This window comes from Modicisalibacter tunisiensis, from assembly GCF_020148005.1.
Taxonomy (GTDB): domain Bacteria; phylum Pseudomonadota; class Gammaproteobacteria; order Pseudomonadales; family Halomonadaceae; genus Modicisalibacter; species Modicisalibacter tunisiensis.
This window is the reverse complement of sequence record NZ_JAGXFD010000001.1, coordinates 2,145,201-2,166,877: the sequence shown is the minus strand read 5'-3', so window position 1 is coordinate 2,166,877 and position 21,677 is coordinate 2,145,201. Positions and strand designations below refer to the sequence as shown.

General features: G+C 59.4%; 16 protein-coding genes and 1 pseudogene. 2 read left to right on the top strand and 15 right to left on the bottom strand.

The genetic code is table 11. From position 1 onward, the window contains the following. Positions 1-99: 99 nt before the first annotated feature. From KGQ91_RS10020 to KGQ91_RS10005, 4 genes are all read right to left on the bottom strand, one after another. Positions 100-4,950, bottom strand: a complete 4,851-nt coding sequence (locus KGQ91_RS10020) for an NAD-glutamate dehydrogenase (RefSeq protein WP_224415251.1) — start codon at positions 4,948-4,950, stop codon at positions 100-102. Positions 4,951-5,127: 177 nt separating this feature from the next. Further along, entirely contained in the window at positions 5,128-6,255 is a 1,128-nt protein-coding gene (gene trmA, locus KGQ91_RS10015) for a tRNA (uridine(54)-C5)-methyltransferase TrmA (RefSeq protein ID WP_224415252.1), read from the bottom strand. Between the two features lie 45 nt (positions 6,256-6,300). After that, entirely contained in the window at positions 6,301-7,080 is a 780-nt protein-coding gene (gene murI / locus KGQ91_RS10010) for a glutamate racemase (protein WP_224415253.1), read from the bottom strand. Positions 7,081-7,222: 142 nt separating this feature from the next. Continuing rightward, a complete protein-coding gene (locus KGQ91_RS10005; RefSeq protein ID WP_169957825.1) occupies positions 7,223-7,771 on the bottom strand; it encodes a hemerythrin domain-containing protein in 549 nt (182 codons plus the stop codon). A 177-nt stretch (positions 7,772-7,948) separates the two neighbouring features. Between KGQ91_RS10005 and KGQ91_RS10000 the strand changes: the two genes are divergently transcribed. Both KGQ91_RS10000 and KGQ91_RS09995 read left to right on the top strand, forming a co-directional pair. Continuing rightward, positions 7,949-9,292: a replication-associated recombination protein A gene (locus tag KGQ91_RS10000; RefSeq protein ID WP_224415254.1), complete on the top strand. Its 1,344-nt coding sequence runs from the start codon at positions 7,949-7,951 to the stop codon at positions 9,290-9,292. Positions 9,293-9,480: 188 nt separating this feature from the next. Next, positions 9,481-10,424 (top strand): annotated as a pseudogene (locus KGQ91_RS09995) (IS1595 family transposase). Positions 10,425-10,440: 16 nt separating this feature from the next. Here the strand turns inward: KGQ91_RS09995 and dmpG are convergent. From dmpG to KGQ91_RS09940, 11 genes are all read right to left on the bottom strand, one after another. Then, positions 10,441-11,478 (bottom strand): 4-hydroxy-2-oxovalerate aldolase, encoded by a 1,038-nt coding sequence (gene dmpG / locus KGQ91_RS09990; protein WP_163647461.1) that lies wholly within the window; start codon positions 11,476-11,478, stop codon positions 10,441-10,443. Positions 11,479-11,491: 13 nt separating this feature from the next. Then, positions 11,492-12,427 (bottom strand): acetaldehyde dehydrogenase (acetylating), encoded by a 936-nt coding sequence (locus tag KGQ91_RS09985; RefSeq protein ID WP_224415255.1) that lies wholly within the window; start codon positions 12,425-12,427, stop codon positions 11,492-11,494. A 22-nt stretch (positions 12,428-12,449) separates the two neighbouring features. Further along, positions 12,450-13,232 (bottom strand): 2-oxopent-4-enoate hydratase, encoded by a 783-nt coding sequence (dmpE, locus tag KGQ91_RS09980; RefSeq protein WP_110068214.1) that lies wholly within the window; start codon positions 13,230-13,232, stop codon positions 12,450-12,452. A gap of 146 nt (positions 13,233-13,378) precedes the next feature. Next, entirely contained in the window at positions 13,379-14,206 is an 828-nt protein-coding gene (locus KGQ91_RS09975; RefSeq protein ID WP_224420935.1) for an alpha/beta fold hydrolase, read from the bottom strand. Between the two features lie 171 nt (positions 14,207-14,377). After that, positions 14,378-15,751 (bottom strand): OmpP1/FadL family transporter, encoded by a 1,374-nt coding sequence (locus tag KGQ91_RS09970; RefSeq protein WP_224420934.1) that lies wholly within the window; start codon positions 15,749-15,751, stop codon positions 14,378-14,380. A gap of 57 nt (positions 15,752-15,808) precedes the next feature. Continuing rightward, the gene (gene bphC / locus KGQ91_RS09965) at positions 15,809-16,744 is read right to left on the bottom strand and encodes a biphenyl-2,3-diol 1,2-dioxygenase (protein WP_224420933.1); all 936 of its coding nucleotides are present in this window, start codon (positions 16,742-16,744) and stop codon (positions 15,809-15,811) included. Positions 16,745-16,763: 19 nt separating this feature from the next. Continuing rightward, entirely contained in the window at positions 16,764-17,594 is an 831-nt protein-coding gene (bphB, locus tag KGQ91_RS09960) for a cis-2,3-dihydrobiphenyl-2,3-diol dehydrogenase (protein WP_110068218.1), read from the bottom strand. 59 nt (positions 17,595-17,653) lie between these two features. After that, the gene (locus tag KGQ91_RS09955; RefSeq protein ID WP_224420932.1) at positions 17,654-18,880 is read right to left on the bottom strand and encodes an NAD(P)/FAD-dependent oxidoreductase; all 1,227 of its coding nucleotides are present in this window, start codon (positions 18,878-18,880) and stop codon (positions 17,654-17,656) included. Next, complete coding sequence (locus tag KGQ91_RS09950) at positions 18,877-19,206, bottom strand: bifunctional 3-phenylpropionate/cinnamic acid dioxygenase ferredoxin subunit (RefSeq protein WP_163647469.1); 330 nt, start codon at positions 19,204-19,206, stop codon at positions 18,877-18,879. The genes KGQ91_RS09955 and KGQ91_RS09950 overlap by 4 nt, the downstream gene beginning before the upstream one ends. Positions 19,207-19,341: 135 nt before the next feature. Beyond that, on the bottom strand, positions 19,342-19,902 hold the full coding sequence (locus tag KGQ91_RS09945; protein WP_163647470.1) for a 3-phenylpropionate/cinnamic acid dioxygenase subunit beta: 561 nt from the start codon (positions 19,900-19,902) through the stop codon (positions 19,342-19,344). A 214-nt stretch (positions 19,903-20,116) separates the two neighbouring features. Next, the gene (locus KGQ91_RS09940) at positions 20,117-21,487 is read right to left on the bottom strand and encodes an aromatic ring-hydroxylating dioxygenase subunit alpha (RefSeq protein WP_163647471.1); all 1,371 of its coding nucleotides are present in this window, start codon (positions 21,485-21,487) and stop codon (positions 20,117-20,119) included. Positions 21,488-21,677: the final 190 nt, after the last annotated feature.

The window sequence follows — 21,677 nt, the reverse complement described above, 5'->3', positions numbered from 1 at the left end:
TCCTGACATCGGTTGGAATGAGGGGACCGTCGAGCGGCCCCATACATGACGAAACCCCGTCGAGCGGGGTTTCGTCAAGTCGGCGGGTTGACTCAGCCGTCAGCCTTCGCCACCACTGTCGGCCAGGTCGACCAGCTCGCGGATCGCCACGGCAAACAGCGGATAGCCACCCTGGTTGCCGCTGCGCACCTCGCTGATCAGGCGGCACCAGCGATCATGGAGGTCGGCATGACGCGTCAGCCACTGGTCGACGCGGGGCTCGATGTCGCGCGGCGCTTCCTCCATCTTGACCACGCTGACCGTCAGCGCCAGCTGCTGGCGATCGAGATCGTCACGGAAGGTCTCGCGGGCCTGCGCCTGCCAGCTGTCGCGCACGTCGAGCGCGTCGATCTGCTCGCTCATCCACGGCAGCTCCAGGCGATGACCGATCTCGTAGTAGAGTTCGGCGACCCGCTGGATCTTCTCGCCGGTCTGCTTGGCGGCCTCGATGATGCCCAGCCCCGCGTAGAGGTTGCCGGTCGCCGCCACGATACTGGCCAGCGCCTTGGGAACGCGCGCTTCGGTCAGTTCGTCGCGGCGGGCCTCCCAGGTCTCGCGCTCCTGGCCGCGCAGGCGCTTGCCGATGCTTTCCTGCAGCTGCGTGAGACGCGGCGCGAAGTGCTCGATGCTTTCGGTGACCGACAGCGAGCTGCGCTGCCGCAGGAACCAGCGGGTGGCACGCCGCATCAGCCGCATCAGGTCGAGCATCATCTGGTACTGCACGCGGCTGTCGACGCGGTTGTCGAGCGCCTCGATCTGCTGCCACAGGCCGTCGAGATTGAAGCTGTCGCGCGCGATCACGTAGGCCCGGGCGATCTCGGCGCGGCTGGCGCCGGTGGTGTCGATCAGCCGGCGCACGAAGACGATGCCCATGTGATCGACCAGGTCGTTGGCGATCTGGGTGGCGACGATTTCCCGCTTGAGGCGGTGGCGATACATCTCGGTGCCGAAACGCTCGACCAGCACCCGCGGGAAGGCACGCTCCAGGTGGGCCTGGATATAGGGATCGTCCGGCACCTCGGAGGCGATCAGGTCCCCCTTGAGCGTGCTCTTGGCATAGGAGATCAGCACCGACAGCTCGGGCAGGGTCAGCCCCTCGTTGTTGTTGGAACGCTCGAGCAGGGACTCGTCGTCGGGCAGGAACTCCAGCTCGCGATCCAGCTGGCCGCCGGCCTCGAGCTCGTTGATGAAGCGCCGGTACGGCCCCAGGCCCTCGTGGGACAGCTGCTCGCTGAGCGACAGCGCCTGGGTCTGACGATAGTTGTCGCGCAGCACCAGGCCGGCGACCTCCTCGGTCATGTCGGCCAGCAGCTGATTGCGCTGCTTGTCGGTCATGTCGCCGCTGGACACGATGTCATCGAGCAGGATCTTGATGTTGACCTCGTGGTCGGAGCAGTTGACCCCGCCGGCGTTGTCGATGAAGTCGGTGTTGACCCTGACCCCGCGCCGCGCCGCCTCCATGCGCCCGCGCTGGGTCAGCCCCAGGTTGCCGCCCTCGCCGACGACCCGGCAGTGCAGTTCGTTGCCGTCGATGCGCAGGGCGTCGTTGGCCTTGTCGCCCACATCGGCGTGGGTTTCCGCACTGGACTTGACGTAGGTGCCGATCCCGCCGTTCCAGATCAGATCCACGCGGGCACGCAGCATCGCCTGGATCAGTTCGTTGGGCGAGAGCTTGTCCGCCTCGATGCCGAAGGCCTGCTTCATCGCATCGCTGATGGGAATCGACTTGGCGCTGCGCTTGAAGACACCGCCCCCCTCGGAGATCACCGAACTGTCGTAGTCCTCCCAGCTCGAGCGCGGCTGCTCGAAGAGCCGCTTGCGCTCGGCGAACGAGGCCGTCGGATCGGGATCGGGATCGACGAAGATATGCAGGTGGTTGAAGGCGCCCAACAGGCGAATCCTGTCGGACAGCAGCATGCCGTTGCCGAACACGTCGCCGGCCATGTCACCGACACCGACCACCGAGAACGGGTCCTTCTGGGTATCCAGGCCCATTTCGCGGAAGTGGCGCTTGACCGACTCCCAGGCCCCGCGGGCGGTGATCGCCATCTTCTTGTGGTCGTAGCCGTGGGCCCCGCCCGAGGCAAAGGCATCGCCCAGCCAGTGGCCGTACTCCAGCGAGATCTCGTTGGCGATATCGGAAAAGGTCGCCGTGCCCTTGTCGGCCGCCACCACCAGGTAGGGATCGTCCTCGTCGTGGCGCACCACGTCCTTCGGCGGTACCACCTCGCCGCCCTCGAGGTTGTCGGTCAGATCCAGCAGGGCGCGGATGAAGATCTGGTAGCAGGCGATGCCTTCCTTCTGCACGGCGTCCCGGTCGGCGTTCTCGGGCATGCGCTTGCAGACGAAGCCCCCCTTGGCGCCCACCGGCACGATGACCGCGTTCTTGACCTGCTGGGCCTTGACCAGGCCGAGAATCTCGGTACGGAAGTCCTCGTGGCGATCCGACCAGCGCAGGCCGCCGCGCGCCACCTTGCCGCCGCGCAGGTGCACCCCCTCGACCCGCGGCGAGTAGACGAAGATCTCGTAGCGGGGGCGCGGCTTGGGCATCAGCGGCACCCGCGTGGGATCGAGCTTGAAGGAGATGTAGTCCTTGAAGCCGTCCTCGGCGTCGCGCTGATAGTAGTTGGTGCGCAGGGTCGCCTGGATCAGCTCGATGTAGCGGCGCAGCAGCAAGTCATCGTTGAGGCTGCCCACCTGGTCGAGCAGGCCGTTAAGGCGCTCGATGCTCTTGTCGATGGTGGCGTCGAGGTCCTTGCCCTGCCGGCGCGGGGCGAAGCGCAGCGCGAACAGCTGCACCAGCTCCCGGGTGATGGCCGGGTAGCTGGCCAGGGTGGTGGCAATGTAGAGCTGCGACAGGCCGAAACGAATCTGCTTGAGATAGCGCGCGTAGGCCCGCAGCAGCGCCACCTCGCGCCAGTTCAGCCCGGCACCGATCACCAGGCGGTTGAACGGGTCGTTTTCCGCCTCGCCGGTCCAGATCCGTCGCAGCGCGTCGATGAAGGTCTCCCGCATGTCCTGCAGGTTGACCACTTCACGGCCGTGGTGCTCCAGGGTGAAGTCGTGGATCCAGAAGGCGCGATCCTCGCAGTGCACCCCGTAGGGGCGCTCGCCCAGCACCCGCAGCCCCAGGTTCTCCATGACCGGCAGGACATCCGAGAGCGGAATCGGCGCGTCGCCGTGGAAGAGCTTGAGATTGACGCCCTCCTCGTCCTCCTCGACCAGCCGGTAGAGGCTCACCGAGATCGGCTCGCCCTCCTCGACCTCGTCGAGATGCTGGATATCGTAGACCGCCGTGCGTGCCGTGAAGTCATCGCGATAACTGGTGGGGAAGGCATCGCGATAGCGATTCATCAGGTGATTGGCACGTTCCTCGCCCACCCCCTCGATCAGGGCGTTGTGGAGATCGTCGCTCCAGCTGCGCGCCAGCTGCGCGATCTTGTGCTCGAGCTTGCGCAGATCGTAGTCCACCGCGGACTCGCCATTGAAGCGCAGGATGAACTGGATGCGTGCCAGCACCGACTCCGACAGGTAGGTGTTGAAGTCGCCGAAGCTGGCGTCGAGCTCCTCGCACAGCAGCTCCTGGATGCGCACGCGAAGATCGGTGGAGAAGACATCGCGGGGCACGAATACCAGGCACGAGTAGAAGCGCCCGAAGCGGTCCTCGCGGATGAACAGGCGGACACGGCGGCGCTCGCGGATATTGAGGATCCCCAGCGCCGTGCGGGTCAGCTCGTCGGTGCCGATCTGGAAGAGGTCATCGCGCGGATAGACCTCGAGAATCTGCAGCAGGTGCTTGCCGTTGTGCCCCTTGGGATTGACCCCGGAGGCCTCCATCACCGCATCGATCTTGCGGCGCAGCACGGGGATGTGCCGCGGCGAATCGTTGTAGACCACGGCGGCATACAGCCCGATGAAGCGCCGCTCGCCGATGACATTGCCTGACTCGTCGTAGCGATCGATGGAGATGTAGTCGGGGTACGCCGGCCGGTGGACCCGCGAATGGTAGGCGCTCTTGGCGAACGACAGGAGCTCGGGAATCAGCACGTAGTGATCGCCCTCGACCCCCTGATCGCTGCGGATTCGCTCGCGATAGCGCGGGTTGTCGAGCTTGAAGACCCCCAGTTCGCTGTTCTTGACCTGGCGCAGCTCGTCCTGCCCCTTCTTGGTCTCGACGATCTCGTATTCGTCGTAGCCCAGGAAGGTGAAGTTGTCCTCGAGCAGCCACTCCAGAAAGGCGATCGCCTCGCCATGGTCGGCCGCGTCGACCTGGCTCGGCCGCGTCGACTTGAGCTCCTCGAGCGTATCGTGGACCTTGGCGCACATCGGCTCGAAGTCCTCGACCGCGGTACGCACGTCGCCCAGCACGTCATGCAGGCTGTCTTCCAGGCTGGCGAGCACCTCGGGGTCGGAATGCCGATCGATCTCGATGACCATGATCGACTCGCGCGATTCCGGGGCATCCTTGGCGCGCGTCCCGGTGATGCGCTTCAGGTCGTGATGAGAGTCGCGCTCGACGGCCATCACGGCATTGTGAATGGCATGCACGGTGATGCCGCGCCGGTTGAGCTCGATGCGCACCGAGTCGACCAGGAAGGGCATGTCCTCATGCAGCACCATCACGAAGGTGTGGGGCGACTGCCAGCCGTGCTCCTCGTAGTCGGGATTGAAGACCCGCACCTTGGGGGAGGCAGCGTCGAACTGCTGGAGGAAGTGCCAGACCGACAGGGTGGCCCCGTAGAGGTCGTCCAGGCAGCGATCCTCGAGGTCATCAAAGGGCACGGAGGCGTAGAAGTAGCGAGCGAAGGCGCCCACCTCCGCCGCCTTGCGCTCCTCGAGTCGGGCGTTCAACCGCTCGGAGAGCTGCTTGAGAAAGTCCTGTCTGGCGTCGTCGTTCGCAACATTCAGCATCCTTCACCTCGTGCCTTGGGCCGCGACAGCGACCGGAAGTGTTCGACATGGCGCCCGCCCCGGGTGCCGTGTCGCCAGCTTACGCCACTCTCCGCACCGGCCCCACCGGGATACCAACATGCTCATGGAGCATGACAGTTGGGCATCGCCACTTGACAGGCGCGCCCCGCGACCCGGTCAACCGCGCCGCTCCAGCAGCACCCCGCACTCGCAGTGGTGGGTCCAGGGAAACTGGTCGAACAGCGCGAAACGGGTGATAGCGTGAGTCTCGGTCAGTCGCTCCAGGTTGTCCGCCAGCGTATCCGGATTACATGAAATATAGACGATGCGCTCATAGCCGCTGAGCTGGCGGCAGCTGGCCTCGTCCAGTCCGGCGCGGGGCGGGTCGACCAGCACGGTGGTGAAGTCGTAGCCGTCCAGGGCCCACTCGGCCACCCGCCGGCCGCCCTTCTCGCCCTGGAGGGCCGCGGCGAACTCCTCGGCCGACATGCGTCCCACGGTGACGTTATCGAGGCCGTTGGCGGCGAGGTTCTCGCGGGCGCTGGCCACCGAGGTACGCGAGATCTCGGTCGCCAGCACGCGGCGGAAGTTCTCGGCCAGCGCCACGGTGAAGTTGCCGTTGCCGCAGTAGAGCTCCACCAGGTCGCCGGCCTGGCTGCCCCGGGTCACCTCCCGCGCCCAGGCGAGCATCGAGCGGCAGATCTCGGCATTGGGCTGGGTGAAGCTGTTCTCCACCTGCTGGTAGACGAACTCGCGCCCCTCCACCGTCAGGCGCTCCCAGACGTGGTCACGCTCGAGCACCAGGCGCTGCTTGCGGGCACGCCCGATGATCATCACCCCGAGCGTCTCCTGGAGGCGGCGCGCCTCGGCCTCCCAGGCCTCGTCCAGCGGGCGGTGGTAGACCAGGGTCACCAGCGCCTCGCCCGAGAGGGTGGTGAGGAACTCCACCTGGAAGAGCTTGCGGCGCAGCAGGGGAACGTCACGGATGGCGTCGAGCAGGGCCGGCATCAGCTCATTGATACGACGGCTGGCCACCGGGTACTCGTCGAGGCGAATCACCCTCTTCGTCTTTTTCTTCGGCTCCTCGGGGCCCGCCTCGGACTCCTGTATCTCGAACATGGCATAGAAGAGGTCGTCACCCTCGTGCCAGATCCGGAACTCGCAGCGCTGGCGGTAGTGACTGGGCGGCGAGGGATAGACCTCGAGGGTCGGCGGCGAGAAGCGCGCAAAGTCGCGGGTGATGCGCTCGCGCTTGGCCTCGAGCTGCTGGTCATAGCGGGCGGGGTCGACAACAGGAATGGCCAAGAAGCCTCCTTCGGGGAATGGCAGGAAACGGATGGGGGACTGCGCTCAGTCCAGCACCAGAAGTCGCGGCTCGGCAAAGCCGAAGCGGGCAAGGCCCGCGGTCAGCCGGGGGTCCAGGGCGGTGACATGGCTCTCTCCCGGACCGCGCCGGGGGGCCACGCCGCGCGCCACCTGGGCGGTGCGCCGGGCGATGGCCTCGCTGGAGTCGATCCACGCAATCTCGCGGGGGGCAGCGGCGGCCAGGAAGTCCCGCAGCAGGGGAAAGTGGGTGCAGCCGAGCACCACGGTATCCAGCAGCGGATCCTCCCACAGCGGCGCCAGGGCCCGGCGGATCACCGCGGGGTCCGGGGCCTCGCCGGCCAGCCAGCGTTCGGCCTCGCGGACCAGCTCATCGGCGGCCACCCGGGTCACCCGGCAGTGGGCGGCGAAGGCCTCGATCAGGCCCAGGGTATAGGGACGCGCCACCGTGGCGGAGGTGGCCAGCACGCCGAAGTGGCCGCTGCGCGAGGAGGCCGCGGCGGGCTTGATGGCCGGTACGGTGCCGACCACGGGGATCGCCAGCCGGCTGCGCAGGGCATCCAGCGCCAGGGTGCTGGCGGTGTTGCAGGCCACCACCAGGGTCACGCAGCGGCTGGCCGAAACGGCGGTCTCGCATACGCGCAGGATGCGCGCCACCAGCCAGTCGTCCTCGCGCAGGCCGTAGGGGAGCATGGCATTGTCGCAGGCGTAGGCCAGCGCGGCCTCCGGCAACTGGTGACGCAGGGCCGTCACCACGGAGAGCCCCCCCACCCCGGAGTCGAAGACCAGGATCGGTCCGCCGCTCATGGGCACACCCCGGCCATGCCGCAGGCGGCATCACGGTCGGGGCGGTGGGAGAGCGTCGACGAGTGTCGGGGGTCTGGCATCACGAGGCACCGGCTGGGAGAGGCGACATTCTACCCCAGCCGGCGCGCGCTGGCAGCCCGGGTCAGGCGGGTTCGGGCGTCTCGCGCAGCTCGGCGTAGAGCTCCGGATAGGCCTCCTGGAGGCGCTCCAGCTCGGCCGCGGCACCCTCGGGAAGCGCCTGGGCGAGGCGATCGAGATCCTGTTCGTTGAAGTGCTCGCGAATCATCGGGAAGAGCAGCTCCCGCTCGTCGCGCAGGTAGGCGCGGTGGGCATCCAGGTACGCCTTGAGGTCGTCCGCGAAGCGATCCATGGGGATCACCGCATCCATCAGGATCATGTCGATATCGCTGGAGAGGCGGCCCAGCTGGACCTTCAGCGCCTGATAGTCGGCGGCGAGACGCTCGGTCATCGGCCGGCTGCCGGGGTCGAGCTCTGCCAGGCGCTCGCTGAACAGCCGCTCCAGGGGCAGGGTGAAGCCTTCCATGTAGTCCAGGATGTAGTCCACCACCTCGCGCACCAGTTGGAAGTTGGGGCGCTCGCCTGCCGCGAGGGTCTTATGCTTCAGCTGCAGAACGTGCAACATGCGAGCCATGTTGGCATGATCCAGACGCAGTTGGGTCAGCACGGGCATGTCGGGCCCTCCTGTGTAGTGACATCATTGCAGGGACGTAGGGAGTAGGCACACGCTTTCATTGGATGCGCCATCGGGGACGAGGTTCATCGACTGCCTGGCCAGCGATGATACCTCCCCACTCTAGCAGCCAGTCCCACGACCTGCCTCTGTCGAGATCAACGTAAGGAACCTGCCATGGACCTCTTCGCCGACGAGAGCGATCACGGCGCCCCGCTGGCCTGGCGCATGCGGCCCCGCACCCTGGCCGACTATGTGGGCCAGCAGGCGCTGGTAGGCCCCGGCCGCCCCCTGGCCCGTATGGTCGAGACCGGCGTGGTGCGCTCGATGATCCTCTGGGGGCCGCCGGGCAGCGGCAAGACCACCCTGGCGGAGATCCTGGCCGCCGAGTCCGGCGCCGAACTGGAGCACCTCTCGGCGGTGATGGCCGGCGTCAAGGAGATCCGCGCCGCGGTGGAGCGGGCCAGGGCGCGCCAGGCTCACGGCCAGGCGACGCTGCTGTTTCTCGACGAGATCCACCGTCTCAACAAGAGCCAGCAGGACGCCCTGCTGCCCCATGTGGAGTCGGGGCTGCTGACCCTGATCGGCGCCACCACCGAGAACCCCTCCTTCGAGGTCAACTCGGCGCTGCTCTCGCGGGCCCGGGTGCACGTGCTGACCTCACTCGGCGAGGCGGAGCTGGGCGAGGTGCTGCGCCGGGCGCTGGCCGACGAGGCCCGCGGCCTGGGCGCGCGACGCCTGCGGGTCGATGATGAGGTGCTGGCCCTGCTGGCCCGGGCCGCCGCCGGGGACGCCCGCCGGGCGCTGGGCCTGCTGGAGACCGCCTGCGACTTCGCCGAGCCCGATGGCGAAGGTGGCGAGGTGGTGCGCCGCGAGGCGCTGGTCGACGTGCTCGGCCACCAGGCCAGCGCCTTCGACAAGCAGGGCGATCACTACTACGACCTGCTCTCGGCGATCCACAAGTCGGTGCGCTCCTCGCGCCCCGATGCCGCCCTGCTCTACATCGCCCGTTTCGTGCAGGGCGGCGGCGACCCGCTGGACGTGGTCCGGCGCCTGGCCGCCATCGCCTCCGAGGACGTGGGCAACGCCGACCCGCGCGCCCTGCCCTTGGTGATGGCCGCCTGGGACGCCTATCTGCGCCTGGGCGACCACGAGGGCCAGCGCGCCATCGCCCATGCCGCCATCCACCTGGCGGTGGCCCCCAAGAGCAACGCCATCGACCGGGCCTGGAAGGCCGCCAAGGCCTTCGTGGCACAGCAGCCACAGCTGGAGGTGCCGACCTACCTGCGCAACGCTCCGACGAAGCTGATGGAGTCCCTGGGCCACGGCCAGGGCTACCGCTACGCGCACCACGAGCCCCACGGCTACCCCGCCGGCAGCAGCCATGACTGCTGGCCGGCTGCCGTCCCTCACCGGCGCTTCTATGCGCCCACGGAATATGGCCAGGAGAAGCGCTACGGCCAGCTGATGGCCTGGCGGGAGCAGCTCGATGCCGAGGCGGACGACGGCGCAAAGCCGTAAGCCGTAAGCCGTAAGCCGTAAGCCGTAAGCCGTAAGCCGTCAACAGCCTGAAACGAATCGCCCCCGTGGCAAGATCACGGAGGCGATCCTCTTACAGCTTAAAGCTTACCTGATTACACACGTTATTCAGCCATTGTCCCGGCTTAGGTCTATCCTGGAATCATACGGACAGTCAAGGAGATAATGCCATGGCTCGCAATCCCATCCAGTTCCAGCCCGGCCTGTCACTGCCGGCCTTCCTGGGTCAGTACGGCACGGAAGGGCAATGCCGGGAGGCGCTCTTTCGGCATCGCTGGCCGAGGGGCTTCGTCTGTCCTGACTGCGGCAACACGACCTTCTGCCAACTCTCGCGTGGGCTCTACCAATGCCATCGCTGCCATCATCAAACCTCGCTGACCGCCGGTACCATCTTCCATGGCACGCATCTGCCGCTGACCACCTGGTTCCTGGCGATCTACCTGCTCACCCAGCGCAAGAGCGGCATCTCGGCGCTGCAGCTGTCCCGGGAGCTCGGTGTCAGCTACAACACGGCCTGGAAGCTCAAGCACAAGCTGCTGCAGGTCATGTACGAGCGCAACCAGGGTGAGCGGCTCTCAGGGCGGATTGAGATCGATGACGCCTACCTGGGCGGTGAGCGGCCGGAAAAGCGCGGGCGCGGCGCTGATCACAAGTTCCCCTTCATCGCCGCCTTGCAAACCAATGAGGAGGGCCACCCACAGCGGGTTCAGCTGCGCCGAGCGAGTGGTTTTACCCTGACCGGGATCCGTCGCATGCCCGACATGCCGTTGTGCCTGGCAGTCAGGTGAGCAGCGACGGACTCGGGAGCTTCCGGGCCTTCGATGCGCCTCCCTATCCTCATGTGCGCCATATCACCGGCGGTGGGCGTGCCAGCGTGGCGAACCCGGAGTTCAACTGGGTCAACACGCTGCTCGGTAACCTCAAGAACGCGATCACCGGTACCTATCATGCCATATGCGGGCAGCACGCCCCGCACTACCTGGCCGCCGAGCTCGAGTATCGCTTCAATCGGCGCTATGACCTCAAGGCCATGATCCCGCGCTTTCTCACGGCCACCGCCCGAACGCCGCCGATGCCGTACCGGTTCCTGAGGATGGCTGAGCTTTATGCGTAATCAGGTAATGTCTTGCTCATGCATTCTGCTTCTTTTGGGCGGCCAGCAGATCCAGCGCCACATCCACGATCATGTCTTCCTGCCCCCCCACCATGCGGCGTTTGCCCAGCTCCACCAGAATGTCCACGGGCTTCAGGCCGTACTTCTGCGCCGCCACTTCGGAGTGGCGCAGGAAGCTGGAGTACACACCGGCGTAGCCCAGGGCCAGGGTTTCGCGGTCAACGCGCACCGGGCGGTCCTGCAGTGGGCGCACGATGTCGTCAGCAGCATCCATCAGGGCGTACAGGTCGGTACCGTGCTCCCAGCCCATCTTGTCGAAGGCAGCCACACAGACTTCCAGCGGCGCGTTGCCGGCGCCTGCGCCCATGCCGGCCAGGGAGGCGTCAACGCGGTCACAGCCCTCTTCCACCGCCACGATGGAGTTGGCCACACCCAACGCCAGGTTGTGGTGGGCGTGAATGCCGGTTTCGGTTTCCGGCTTGAGCACGTCTTTTAGCGCCCGGAAGCGGTCACGGATGTCGTTCATGTTCATGGCGCCGCCGGAGTCGACGACATAGAGGCAGGTAGCACCGTAATCTTCCATCAGCTTGGCCTGCTCCGCCAGGCCCTGCGGGGTCTGCATGTGGCTCATCATCAGAAAGCCCACGGTGTCCATGCCCAGCTTTCTTGCGTGTTCGATGTGCTGCTTCGAGACATCCGCTTCGGTGCAATGGGTGGCAACCCGTACGATTCTGGCGCCCGCGTTATAGGCGTTGTCCAGGTCGTGGACGGTGCCGATGCCGGGCAGCAGCAGGGTGGCGATCTTGGCGTGTTCAATCACTTCAGATACCGCTTCGATCCACTCCAGGTCGGTGTGGGCGCCGAAGCCGTAGTTGAAGCTGGAGCCCTGCAGGCCGTCACCGTGGGCCACTTCGATGGAATCCACCTTGGCCTTGTCCAGGGCCCGTGCAATGTCCTGCACGTTCTTGATGGAGTACTGGTGACGGATGGCGTGGCTGCCGTCCCGCAGGGTCACGTCGGAGATGTAGAGTTTCTTGCCGGGATTGAATGTCATTGTTCGTTCCTCCTCAGTTGACCAGCGATTCGGCGATGCGCTCGGCGGTGGCGAGAGCCGCGGAGGTCATGATGTCCAGATTGCCGGCATAGGCCGGCAGGTAATGGGCGGCGCCCTCTACTTCCAGGAAGATCGAGGTCTTTAGACCGCTGAAGCGGCCCAGGCCCGGGACGTTCATGGGCTGGTCTTCGGGGATGTCGTCGAACTGCACTTTCTGCTTGAGGCGATAACCGGGCACGTAGCTGTTGACGGCCTTGACCATTTCTTCCACCGAGGCTTCCACTTCCGCCTGGTCGGCGGCATCGGAGAGCACGTAGACGGTGTCGCGCATCAGCAGGGGCGGCTCGGCCGGGTTCAGGATGATGATGGCCTTGCCCTTCTGGGCACCACCGACCACTTCGATGGCCTTGGAGGTGGTTTCGGTGAACTCATCGATGTTGGCGCGGGTGCCGGGGCCGGCGGATTTCGATGAAATGGACGCCACGATTTCGGCGTAGTGCACCTTGGCGACCCGGGAGACCGCTGCAACCATGGGAATTGTCGCCTGGCCACCGCAGGTGACCATGTTGACGTTGCCTTCGTGCAGGTTCTGCTCCAGGTTCACCACCGGTACGCAGTAGGGGCCGATGGCCGCCGGCGTCAGGTCGATGATCTTGATGTTTTCCTTGTGGCCCCGCAGGAACACTTCGTTGTGGCGGTGGGCGCCGGCGGAGGTGGCATCAAACACAATGTCGATGTCGGCAAATTCCGGCATTTTCACCAGGCCGTCCACGCCTTCGGCGGTGATGGCGACACCCATACGTGCGGCGCGGGCCAGGCCGTCGGATTCCGGGTCGATACCGACCATGGCGCCCATTTCAATATGCTTGCCATTGCGCAGGATTTTGATCATCAGGTCGCTGCCAATGTTGCCCGAGCCGATGATCGCTGCCTTGATTTTCTTGCTCATGAATTTTTCCTGTTGCTTATAGTTACTCGAATCGCACGGAGCAGCTTCCAATACCCGCCAGCGTCATCCGCAAATTGTCACCCGCATTGACCGGCACCATGGCGGACAAAGCGCCGGACAAAATGACATCACCGGCCTTCAGCGACATTCCCAGCTGGCCAAGGGTGTTGGCCAACCAGGCAACCGCAATCGCCGGAGACCCCATGGTGGCTGCACCTGCGCCCGTACCCACGATCCGGCCGTTTTTTTCCAGCACCATACCGGTTGTGAACAGGTCCAGATTACGGGGATCCACCAGGCGATCACCAAGTACGAACACGCCACACGACGCGTTATCCGCGATCGTGTCCTGAATCCGAATCTTCCAGTCGCGAATTCGTGAATCGACAATCTCAAAACACGCCATCACACCTTCGGTGGCCCTAAGCACATCAGCGACGGTGACACCGGGACCGTTCAGATCCCGCTTCAGAACAAAGGCGATTTCACCTTCCGCTTTCGGTTGGATCAGAGATTTCATGGCAATCGACTCGCCCTGGTTGATCACCATGCGGTCCGTCAGCTGGCCAAAATCGGGTTGATTCACACCCAGCATGTCCATGACAGCCTGACTGGTAACGCCTATTTTTTTTCCAATAACTCGCTCACCTAGCGCTAACCTCTTAGCAAGAAATAGTTTCTGTATTTGGTATGCATCTTGGACAGTTAGCTCTGGATATCGATCCGTAATACTCTGTATCGGCGTAGAGCTCTGGTACGCAGAAAAAAGTTCCTTTGCAATCCTGTCACTGGCACTAGAACACATATTTATTCCTCACCCCCCCATTTCCTCGCCTGAAGAAATTTGATTTCAAATCGGCGCCTTCAATAACTGCATCAATACAAATCCGAATTATTATTAACGCTTGCATTAAAGGCACCCGATTCTATCTACCCACAAAATTCAGCATACTACTCGTTGATCTCATTAAAGAAGTCAGCTACGAGACGGTTGAATCGATCTGTATGTTCAATTTGTGTCCAATGCCCACAGCGACCGAAAACATGCAACTGCGCACGATCTATGACTTCAGCCAAGTGCAAGCTGCTGGATAACGGGACAACCCGATCCTCTCTTCCATGAATAATCAATGCCTCATTGGAAAGACTTTTAAGCTCTTCGTCAGAGCTGGCTAACGAGTCTAGCCACTGCTGGCGTGGGGCAGGGAACATACTTGCGAATGACTCCTGAACCCCAGGGCGAATACTTGCTTTATATCGCACCTCTGCTAATTCATCGCTCACCAGGGAACGGTCATAAGCGAAGAGATCGAGAAGCTTGCGCATATTCTCTATAGACGGTTGGTAACCCCAGACTGCATCCAGGCCCTCTGTGAGCTTGAACTTAGTGCCAGCTGCGCCCATCAGGACCAAACGACCCACTCGCTCCGGATACCTCAGAGCGGTAGCAATCGCGAGCCCCCCCCCAAAAGAATTACCTACGATGTGAGCCTTTTGAATATCCAGAGCGTCCATAACACCGATGATGTGCTGGACCCAATTATCCAGGGAAAACTCATAGCCTTCAGGTTGTTCGGTATAGCCAAATCCAACCATATCGGGCGCAATAACACGATAGAACTGGCTTAGATAGGGAATATTAAGTCGCCAATTAGCGTATGCCGTCACACCCGGTCCAGAGCCGTGAACCAGTATTACCGGGTATCCTTCTCCAACGTCGTGGTAATTGGTTTGGATACCTGCCGCTACAACGCTCTTACCGATTTCAGGGTTCGTCATCTCTCATTCCTCATTTTTCGAAATATTGGGTCACTAGGTTTCAGAAGGCGCACATAGATTCTTACAACCGCTATCCCAAAGAAGATATATGCAACTCGATCCGGAGTATCTCGAGTAAATTACATACACTATCGATAGAACCTCCTTGTTCTTATCCAAGCCGAGGGAAATTTAAAATCTATAAGTGTAAGCTAAACCAAAACTATCTTGGGAATGCTTAGCCCTTATTGGGTCAGAAGTGTTAGGCAGCCTAGAGTTCTCCATCGTCTCTTCAAAGGAGTGGGTCCAGGCAAAGTCCACTTTACTTGCCTTTGACCATTGATAAGAAAACCCCAGAGACCCGAAAGTATTAGGAATAGCAGGAATAACCGCAAGTAATGTATCTGAGCGTAGCGCCTGAGTCGCAAATCTGACACCGCCTCGCAGCGTCCACTTTCCCGTCATATAGGCAGCACCTAGCGAAAGCGCTGTTTGATCTTTATAATTCTGCGGAAGGAGAATATCGATATTTTGGCCAGTATCCGCCTCAAAAGCAACATCGATATCTTTCATTGCATCCTCCCAGAAGATCCGGGAGAGGTCAGCCGCCAGCAACCACTGGCTACCAACCTGGTGGCTTATCCCCAGATTCAATTGAGCGGGTGTTTGAAAATCGCGGATTTTAACCGTTCCAGGTAGCGCGATTTGTCCGGCAACAGCATCGACCGCAGTCAGGACTCCATCACCCTTCATATCCCCGATATTGCTCTTCATGGAATAAGCAACCCCTATTCGGGTGTCCGGGCTGTACTTGTAGATCATACCCACTCGCCCCCCAAACCCCCAGGCATCTACACCGCTTGCAACCGGGTGGTTTCTTGAAAAGCTGAAATGCGCGCCGCGAAAGTCAGGCAAACCTCCGAGCACAGGTACAATAGTCCCACTCACACGACCAGACCCCATAAGCGAGCCTACCTGGTCCGCCCCCATCAACATTTCAAGGTTCAGGCCTTGCCACAGGGCATCCACGCTGGCCCCTACTATAAGCTGGTCATTAACCTCATAGCTGGCAGCAAACGGGATATTCATGGTAAGCAGCCGACTGGAAGACTCGAGCCCCGTATCAAGCCCCCCGGTGGCACGGGAGAGAAAACCGTCATTACCGTACTCTGTCCCTACCCCACCTTGAGGAAAGGCACCAAAACCAAGCGCCAGGGAGCCATTGCGATAGGTATAGGCCAGCTGCGGCGCAGCATATGGGCCTCGGTTTTTCGAGTGATCTCTGGAGGAGGAGACCTCCCCAGTGGCTTGGTCTTTAACCGAGATGTCAGCAATTACAACATCGAAACCCACATGAATCTCAGAACCCTGCTCCATCAAAGAGAGAGTCGCGGGGTTTGTCATCATGCCTGCTGCGCCCACATCATAAGCAGTTGCAGCTCCGCCCATCGCCGTGGAAATTGGACCATGCCCAACAAATCTGAATACGTCGCTGACCGCCAAGGCATTTCCGGCGGGAATCATCAAGCCAGCTATAACAGATGTTATTTTTATTTTTTCCTTCATTTTTATTTTTTCCTTCATTTTTATTTTATCTCTGCCAATTCCCGTTAGTAGAAGCTGTTATTTTCTTCGTACCGATTTATGCCCCCACATGGCAGTTCGGTTGTGTCTTGTCACCACCCAGGAACAATCATCGACGTCACGAGCACCCCAGCCAAATTCAAGTTCAAACCCGGATGGTGTTTCAGCATAAAATGAGACCATGTGGTCGTTAACGTGACGTCCGATCGTCGCAGTGATCATGCTAGATGTATTGTTGTCACTTTCCTCTGCCTGAAGGTTAGAGTCGGTTAATTTGTCTGACGAACCATCGAGTCGGTCGTAGGCATAACCTACATCATCAAGCGTCAAGGCTTGCAGCAAGAAATGGTGAACCCTCTTGGGTAACGGAGCCTCGGCGATAGCCAGGGTGTGGTGGCGACCATTGCAATGAAGGAAATAACCTCGCACAGTAATATCCGGGCCTATCGCGATGTCGATTACGTCGGATAACTGAAAGCCTAACAGTTCCGTGTAAAACGACAGGCCTTTCTCAATATCTGGAACCGCATAAAAATAATGTCCCGCTCCTTGCTCTCCGGTAACGAACCCGCTGACACCAGCGCTAGAGATAAAAGGCTGCTCAAATAACTCTGTGGCCCCATAGTAAAGCTCCAAGGACATCCCAAATGGATCATTGAATGAGATCAAATCCATCACGCCACGTTTTTCTGCCAGTTCAGTGTCGCCAGTCTTGACCTGGACCCCTGCTTCACGTAGCCGTTCCGTCATTAGCCTCAATGCCTTAGAATCAGCCACTTCATAGCCTGCAAACTCGAGGTCGTCAGAGTCACCTTTTTCTATCGCTATTCGCCACTCCCTTGAATCCATACGAAATAAGGCTTTCTCATCAGAGCCATTAACCTCCATCAATCCGATTTTCTTGGTGAGATAGGAGCGCCACGCTTGCACATCGCTTACAGAGAACCCCATGTAGCCCAGGCTTTTGATACCCATTTATATCTCCTTATTCGATTTATTCGATATTGAGCTTGTCAAGGAGGTCATTACCTCCAGCCACAGAAAAGAGCCCACGGACACCCATGCCACCGTCATAGTTTAACAGTGCACCAGTAGCGGGTGCGGAATCCCCTCTTGTGGCGAAAAACACATAAGCCCCTGTGTACTCATCAACATCGGGCATACGACCGATTGGTAGTACGCTTTCCAACATTTCCCCCAACGGGATTTCAGATATGGATTTCTCGTTCATACCTAATGAACCTGGCCCTGACAGGCTCGTATTCATCCCGCCAACGCCAACACCATTAACGCGTATGTAGGGTGCCAACTCAAATGCAAGTTCACGTACCAGGCCGACAACCGCGTGTTTTGTAGCCGTATATAGAGGTCCACCGCCATTGGGATAAAAGCCCGCATTTGAAATCGTACATATAATGCTGCCACGACTGGCAACGAGAGCCCGCAGGCAAGCCTTTACAGCGAGAATATAGCCCTTTACATTAATCTGAAATAATTCATCAAACGCCTTGTCGATATTATCTTCCGGTAAATCGACAAGCGGCATGTTGTAATCCCATATACCCGCATTGGGTATTAACACATCGATTTTTCCAAACGTGTCAACACATTGGGTGGCCGCTCTTTTCAGATCCTCCAAAGAACGCACATCACCGGCAATCGATACCACTGCTTTACCGTGCTCTTGCTCCAGCTGGCGAACTCGATCCGGAGATTTATCGAAAACTGCGACCTTGGCACCTTCCTTAACGAATCTATCTACCAGGGCACGACCCAACCCTGACGCACCCCCGGTAATAAAGACTACTTCATCTTGTAATTTCATAAATAGGCTTCCTAATTGAAAATCCTGTAGACCTTCAAAATTAATCTCGCTCGGCGTCGCTATGCCTTAGCCTTCAAAAAGTCCCTCAGACTGAATTGAGGATCAGCCAACTCTGGCGTGGAAACAGGAACACCTCGCGTCACCAGACGGCTTGCAATCGAAAAATCTCGCGGATCATCAATGGCTATGGCCGCTTCCACGCGGTTATCCAGGACCCTGAACAACAGACGGGATCTACTCTGTTCGTTATTGCGCACAACAATTTCGCCTGGGCCGTTAATATCACCTGCCATCTGGAGTCTGTGCCCTGCAATTTCAGTCCAGGAGGTTTGGGTCTGAGGCGAGGGTTGGGGCTTGCCCAACATAGCGAGGGCGGCAGTTTCCGCCTCTATTTGGCTGTTCAGGTATGTCTCAAGTGAGCGCCGCTCACCCGATCTCAGTGGCCAGGCAGCCACATCCCCAGCTGCGAACACGCTGGGATCTGAACTTTTTCCAGTGGCATCGACGAGTACACCACCACCCGGTTGGCATTCAATACCGGCTGTTCGAGCGAGATCATCGGCCGGCTCGGCCCCAATGCTTACCAGGACGGTGTCAGCTTCTATTCGTCGACCATCAGTGCACACAACCGCACGCACGCGTTCGTCGCCTTCGAAACGCAAGGCATGCGCACTTCGTTCGACCTGAACGCCAATACGTTCCAATTCGTTACGACACCACTTGCCGGTATCACGGCCCAGAACACGTAACAGTAGTTCGTCCCCACACTCCAGAATGGTGACGCTGGCACCAAGACCGCTAGCGGTGGTTGCCACTTCACATCCGATCAGGCCGCCACCAACGATTACCAGGGACTTGGCCGTTGCCAGTGAATCCTTCAGCCTGTTGGCATCTTCGTATGTTCGCAGTGTATGGATGCCCGGCAGATTGCTGCCCTCAGCCTGGATGCGCCTTGCGCGTGACCCCGTTGCCAGGAGCACATAGTCGTAGGGAATGTGGCCGCCGGACTGCAAGCGAACCTGCCGGTTTGCGATATCAATTTCAGTCACCCGCTCCGCCAGATGGAGCGTTATGTTAGCTGACTTACTCCAGTCAGGCCCCAGGATCGCCGCGGGTTCGTTCACTTTTCCCGCCAGGAGTTCCTTGGACAGACACGGTCGATCATAGGCACCACAGGGTTCTTCTCCTATTAGGTGAATCGTCCCCTGATACCCTTCAGTTCGCAGACAGCGAGCCGCAGTTACCCCGGCAAGCCCGGCGCCAATAATAACAATTGATTTACTCATGGCGCATAATACCCGGTGTCAAAATCAACGAGGACATCATCGCCCTCGATTTTTAACGGAAACATTTTGAGCGGATCACATGGAGGTGCCGCTTTTACCTTGCCCGTGCGTACACAGAACTTACCCATATGCAGAGAGCATTCGACGATGTCTCCTTCGAGGTAACCCCCTTCAGATAAGGACCAATCTCCGTGAGTACATCTATCCTGTGTCGCGAACAGCTCACCATCGACGTTGAAAATTGCGATAGCTCCCTCGCTACCTTCAACCTTCAGGGCCTCACCAACCGGAATGTCAGATACGTTACATACTACGGAGAATGTCATTATTTCGTTGTCTCCTAACACTTGATTTGGTTCGCTACTCAACTTTTAGGCAGGAATTGATCAGGTTCACTTATAAAGCTTTCTCCATATATGAGAGCTTTACTTTATAAGTGAACGACAAGAGCTTTGTACCAATCAGAAAAACTGGCTGAGATTATTAGCAGTAATCGTGCTCTGATCGAGTAATATGGTTCGCTGGGAAATCTTGAACCCGAGTCCATTGGTCACACGGTGCAAAATATCTCTGCGCTCACCAACATATATGTCCGTCATACGCTCCAGCCGGTTTCTGTAACAAAGGAACGCGGAACTAACCTCCAACACGGCAGAATCCTCTGTTTGACGGACGATCACGTTATTGACAATGTGTCGGCTGCGGGAAGGCGGATCCTCGGTCCAGTTTAGGCCTGACAGTCTCCCACGAATTCTTGCCCGTAAGCTCTCATAGTCTTCGTCAAAGTGGGCGTTACCTCCCGGGGGAATGTACTCCAGGGCCTTATCCCGGGAGATATGGCTGGTTCGAATCGGCATCCAGTACCGAACGTCTTCGGTCATCAAAGCCAGCCAGTCCTCGTATTTCTGATAATCAAGCAACTGGGCCTCGCGGTAATAGAATTGTTCCACGGCGTGTTGAAGCTCATGATCAATGGGCTTCAGTGGCCATTCGATCGGTTTAGTAAGATCACTAGATGTCATTTTTTATTCCTTCTATCTACATTAGGTGCTGACATAAGATTGAGCGTTTAAGCAAAGCCAACTCCAGACCTAGGACCAATGCCTTTGGAATTCGGCCAGATTAATAGCCACCAAGACTGAGTTGATCTTGTTTCGCCGGCTCAGCCACCTTTCGCATTCCCCAGCCGCAGTAGACACAGGGAATGCGATTACTTTCTTCGATGTTCTCAATCGCTCATGGCCGCAGCGTTTCCCAGCTTGGCTCGGACATCATGCGAGCCCAGTGATGGTACATTCCGCGCGCGGCTTCCTCGCTATAGACGTAGCTGGTCTTTCCAGGAAATTCTGGATTGTTTTTATTCGGGACACCGGCACCCATCTGAGCACAGAGGGGTTGACTTCTCGCCTTATGACCCCGCAACCCTCGTTGAACCTCTACCCAGTTTTCGCCGTCGTCCTGCTCATAGGTTCCACCCTGGTTGAAGGTGAAAATGTTCTTCCTGCGATACTCTTCCTTAATTTCCTCCGGTGCATCGGCATCCACTACAATGAAGGACCATACCTCGACCTCATGGGGCCCGCGCGGATGCCAAGTACGGACTGTATTGATTCCTGGGAGAAACGAACACGTCGGGAAAATTGTCATGTGCTGTGCGACCATTCGGTCAGCGGGAAGCTTTTGCCCCAAACGGCTCTGAGCGCGCTCAGCTGCAGGCCCTTTGGTCCAGTAATCAACCACCTTAGGCCCCATAATGGCTTGCAGGAGCGCGAAGTCATCATTGAACCAACCGGTTCCGTGCCCGCCCCACTTGGCTCGGAACTGATTACCGGTTGACGGCAGTTTCACCTGAGACAGATCCACGTCGGGCGGAAGGCTGGACAGCACGCCCGCCAGATGCGACATCGTGCCTGCGTGGTACATATCACTGCAGAACTGCTCGGCGGCAAATTTCCAGTTACATGGGATTACCGTTTTCTGCATGCCACTAATAACCTCGGTACCCGCCTCGGTCCGATCGAGCATTACATCCATATAGGGGGTTGCGTCGCTCAAATAGGTGAGCAGATCCGGGGCCTCTTCATCCCAGTTGGCGAAAATCAAACCTTTATAGGTATCCACACGCGCTTGCAGCGGACCCCAATCGGCCTTGTCGAACCCACAGTCACCCTCTTTCTTGTCACAAAAGGCTTCTTTCTCGAAGGGGACGTTGACTAGATTTCCGGCGGTATCGTAGGCCCAGCCGTGATATGTACAGGTGAATGATTTTGCGTTTCCGAAATCCGAACGCTCAATTCGCATACCACGATGCCGACACTGGTTCAGGAAGACCTTGATGCTCCCATCTTTCTGCCGAACGACGATGACAGGATCTTCAGCCATATAGGTTGTGATATAGTCGCCCGCCTTGGGAATATGCCCCTCGTGCCCAAGAAGCAGCCAGGAACGAGCAAAGACTCTCTCAAGCTCAATTTCATACAGGTCCTGATCTGAATAAATACGGGGATCAATCAGCCCTATCTCCTGATCCACTAGATTTTTGATTTCTTCATTAGACCATTTTTTCACCCATTTTATGGGCGTTTCGGTTACTTCACTGTTGTTCATTATTGAGCTCCTATGCTTTGTCTTCTCTCAAGATGCTCCAACGAAAGCATCTACCCTACCTGAATCCGTGAACCCGGCACCAAAAAACGCTCCTAACCCGCTGACCTGCATGTCCGAATATCTAAACAAACAATATAGACTGTTTTGTGCGTTTATCTTTACTACGATAGTTGGAGATAATCCTGAATCC

What these genes read in the sequence shown, in the direction of transcription:
- KGQ91_RS10020 (WP_224415251.1), bottom strand. Translation starts at nt 4,950, where the DNA reads ATGCTGAATGTTGCGAACGACGACGCCAGACAGGACTTTCTCAAGCAG.
- murI (WP_224415253.1), bottom strand. Translation starts at nt 7,080, where the DNA reads ATGAGCGGCGGACCGATCCTGGTCTTCGACTCCGGGGTGGGGGGGCTC.
- KGQ91_RS10005 (WP_169957825.1), bottom strand. Translation starts at nt 7,771, where the DNA reads ATGCCCGTGCTGACCCAACTGCGTCTGGATCATGCCAACATGGCTCGC.
- KGQ91_RS10000 (WP_224415254.1), top strand. Translation starts at nt 7,949, where the DNA reads ATGGACCTCTTCGCCGACGAGAGCGATCACGGCGCCCCGCTGGCCTGG.
- dmpG (WP_163647461.1), bottom strand. Translation starts at nt 11,478, where the DNA reads ATGACATTCAATCCCGGCAAGAAACTCTACATCTCCGACGTGACCCTG.
- KGQ91_RS09985 (WP_224415255.1), bottom strand. Translation starts at nt 12,427, where the DNA reads ATGAGCAAGAAAATCAAGGCAGCGATCATCGGCTCGGGCAACATTGGC.
- dmpE (WP_110068214.1), bottom strand. Translation starts at nt 13,232, where the DNA reads ATGTGTTCTAGTGCCAGTGACAGGATTGCAAAGGAACTTTTTTCTGCG.
- KGQ91_RS09975 (WP_224420935.1), bottom strand. Translation starts at nt 14,206, where the DNA reads ATGACGAACCCTGAAATCGGTAAGAGCGTTGTAGCGGCAGGTATCCAA.
- KGQ91_RS09970 (WP_224420934.1), bottom strand. Translation starts at nt 15,751, where the DNA reads ATGAAGGAAAAAATAAAAATAACATCTGTTATAGCTGGCTTGATGATT.
- bphC (WP_224420933.1), bottom strand. Translation starts at nt 16,744, where the DNA reads ATGGGTATCAAAAGCCTGGGCTACATGGGGTTCTCTGTAAGCGATGTG.
- bphB (WP_110068218.1), bottom strand. Translation starts at nt 17,594, where the DNA reads ATGAAATTACAAGATGAAGTAGTCTTTATTACCGGGGGTGCGTCAGGG.
- KGQ91_RS09955 (WP_224420932.1), bottom strand. Translation starts at nt 18,880, where the DNA reads ATGAGTAAATCAATTGTTATTATTGGCGCCGGGCTTGCCGGGGTAACT.
- KGQ91_RS09950 (WP_163647469.1), bottom strand. Translation starts at nt 19,206, where the DNA reads ATGACATTCTCCGTAGTATGTAACGTATCTGACATTCCGGTTGGTGAG.
- KGQ91_RS09945 (WP_163647470.1), bottom strand. Translation starts at nt 19,902, where the DNA reads ATGACATCTAGTGATCTTACTAAACCGATCGAATGGCCACTGAAGCCC.
- KGQ91_RS09940 (WP_163647471.1), bottom strand. Translation starts at nt 21,487, where the DNA reads ATGAACAACAGTGAAGTAACCGAAACGCCCATAAAATGGGTGAAAAAA.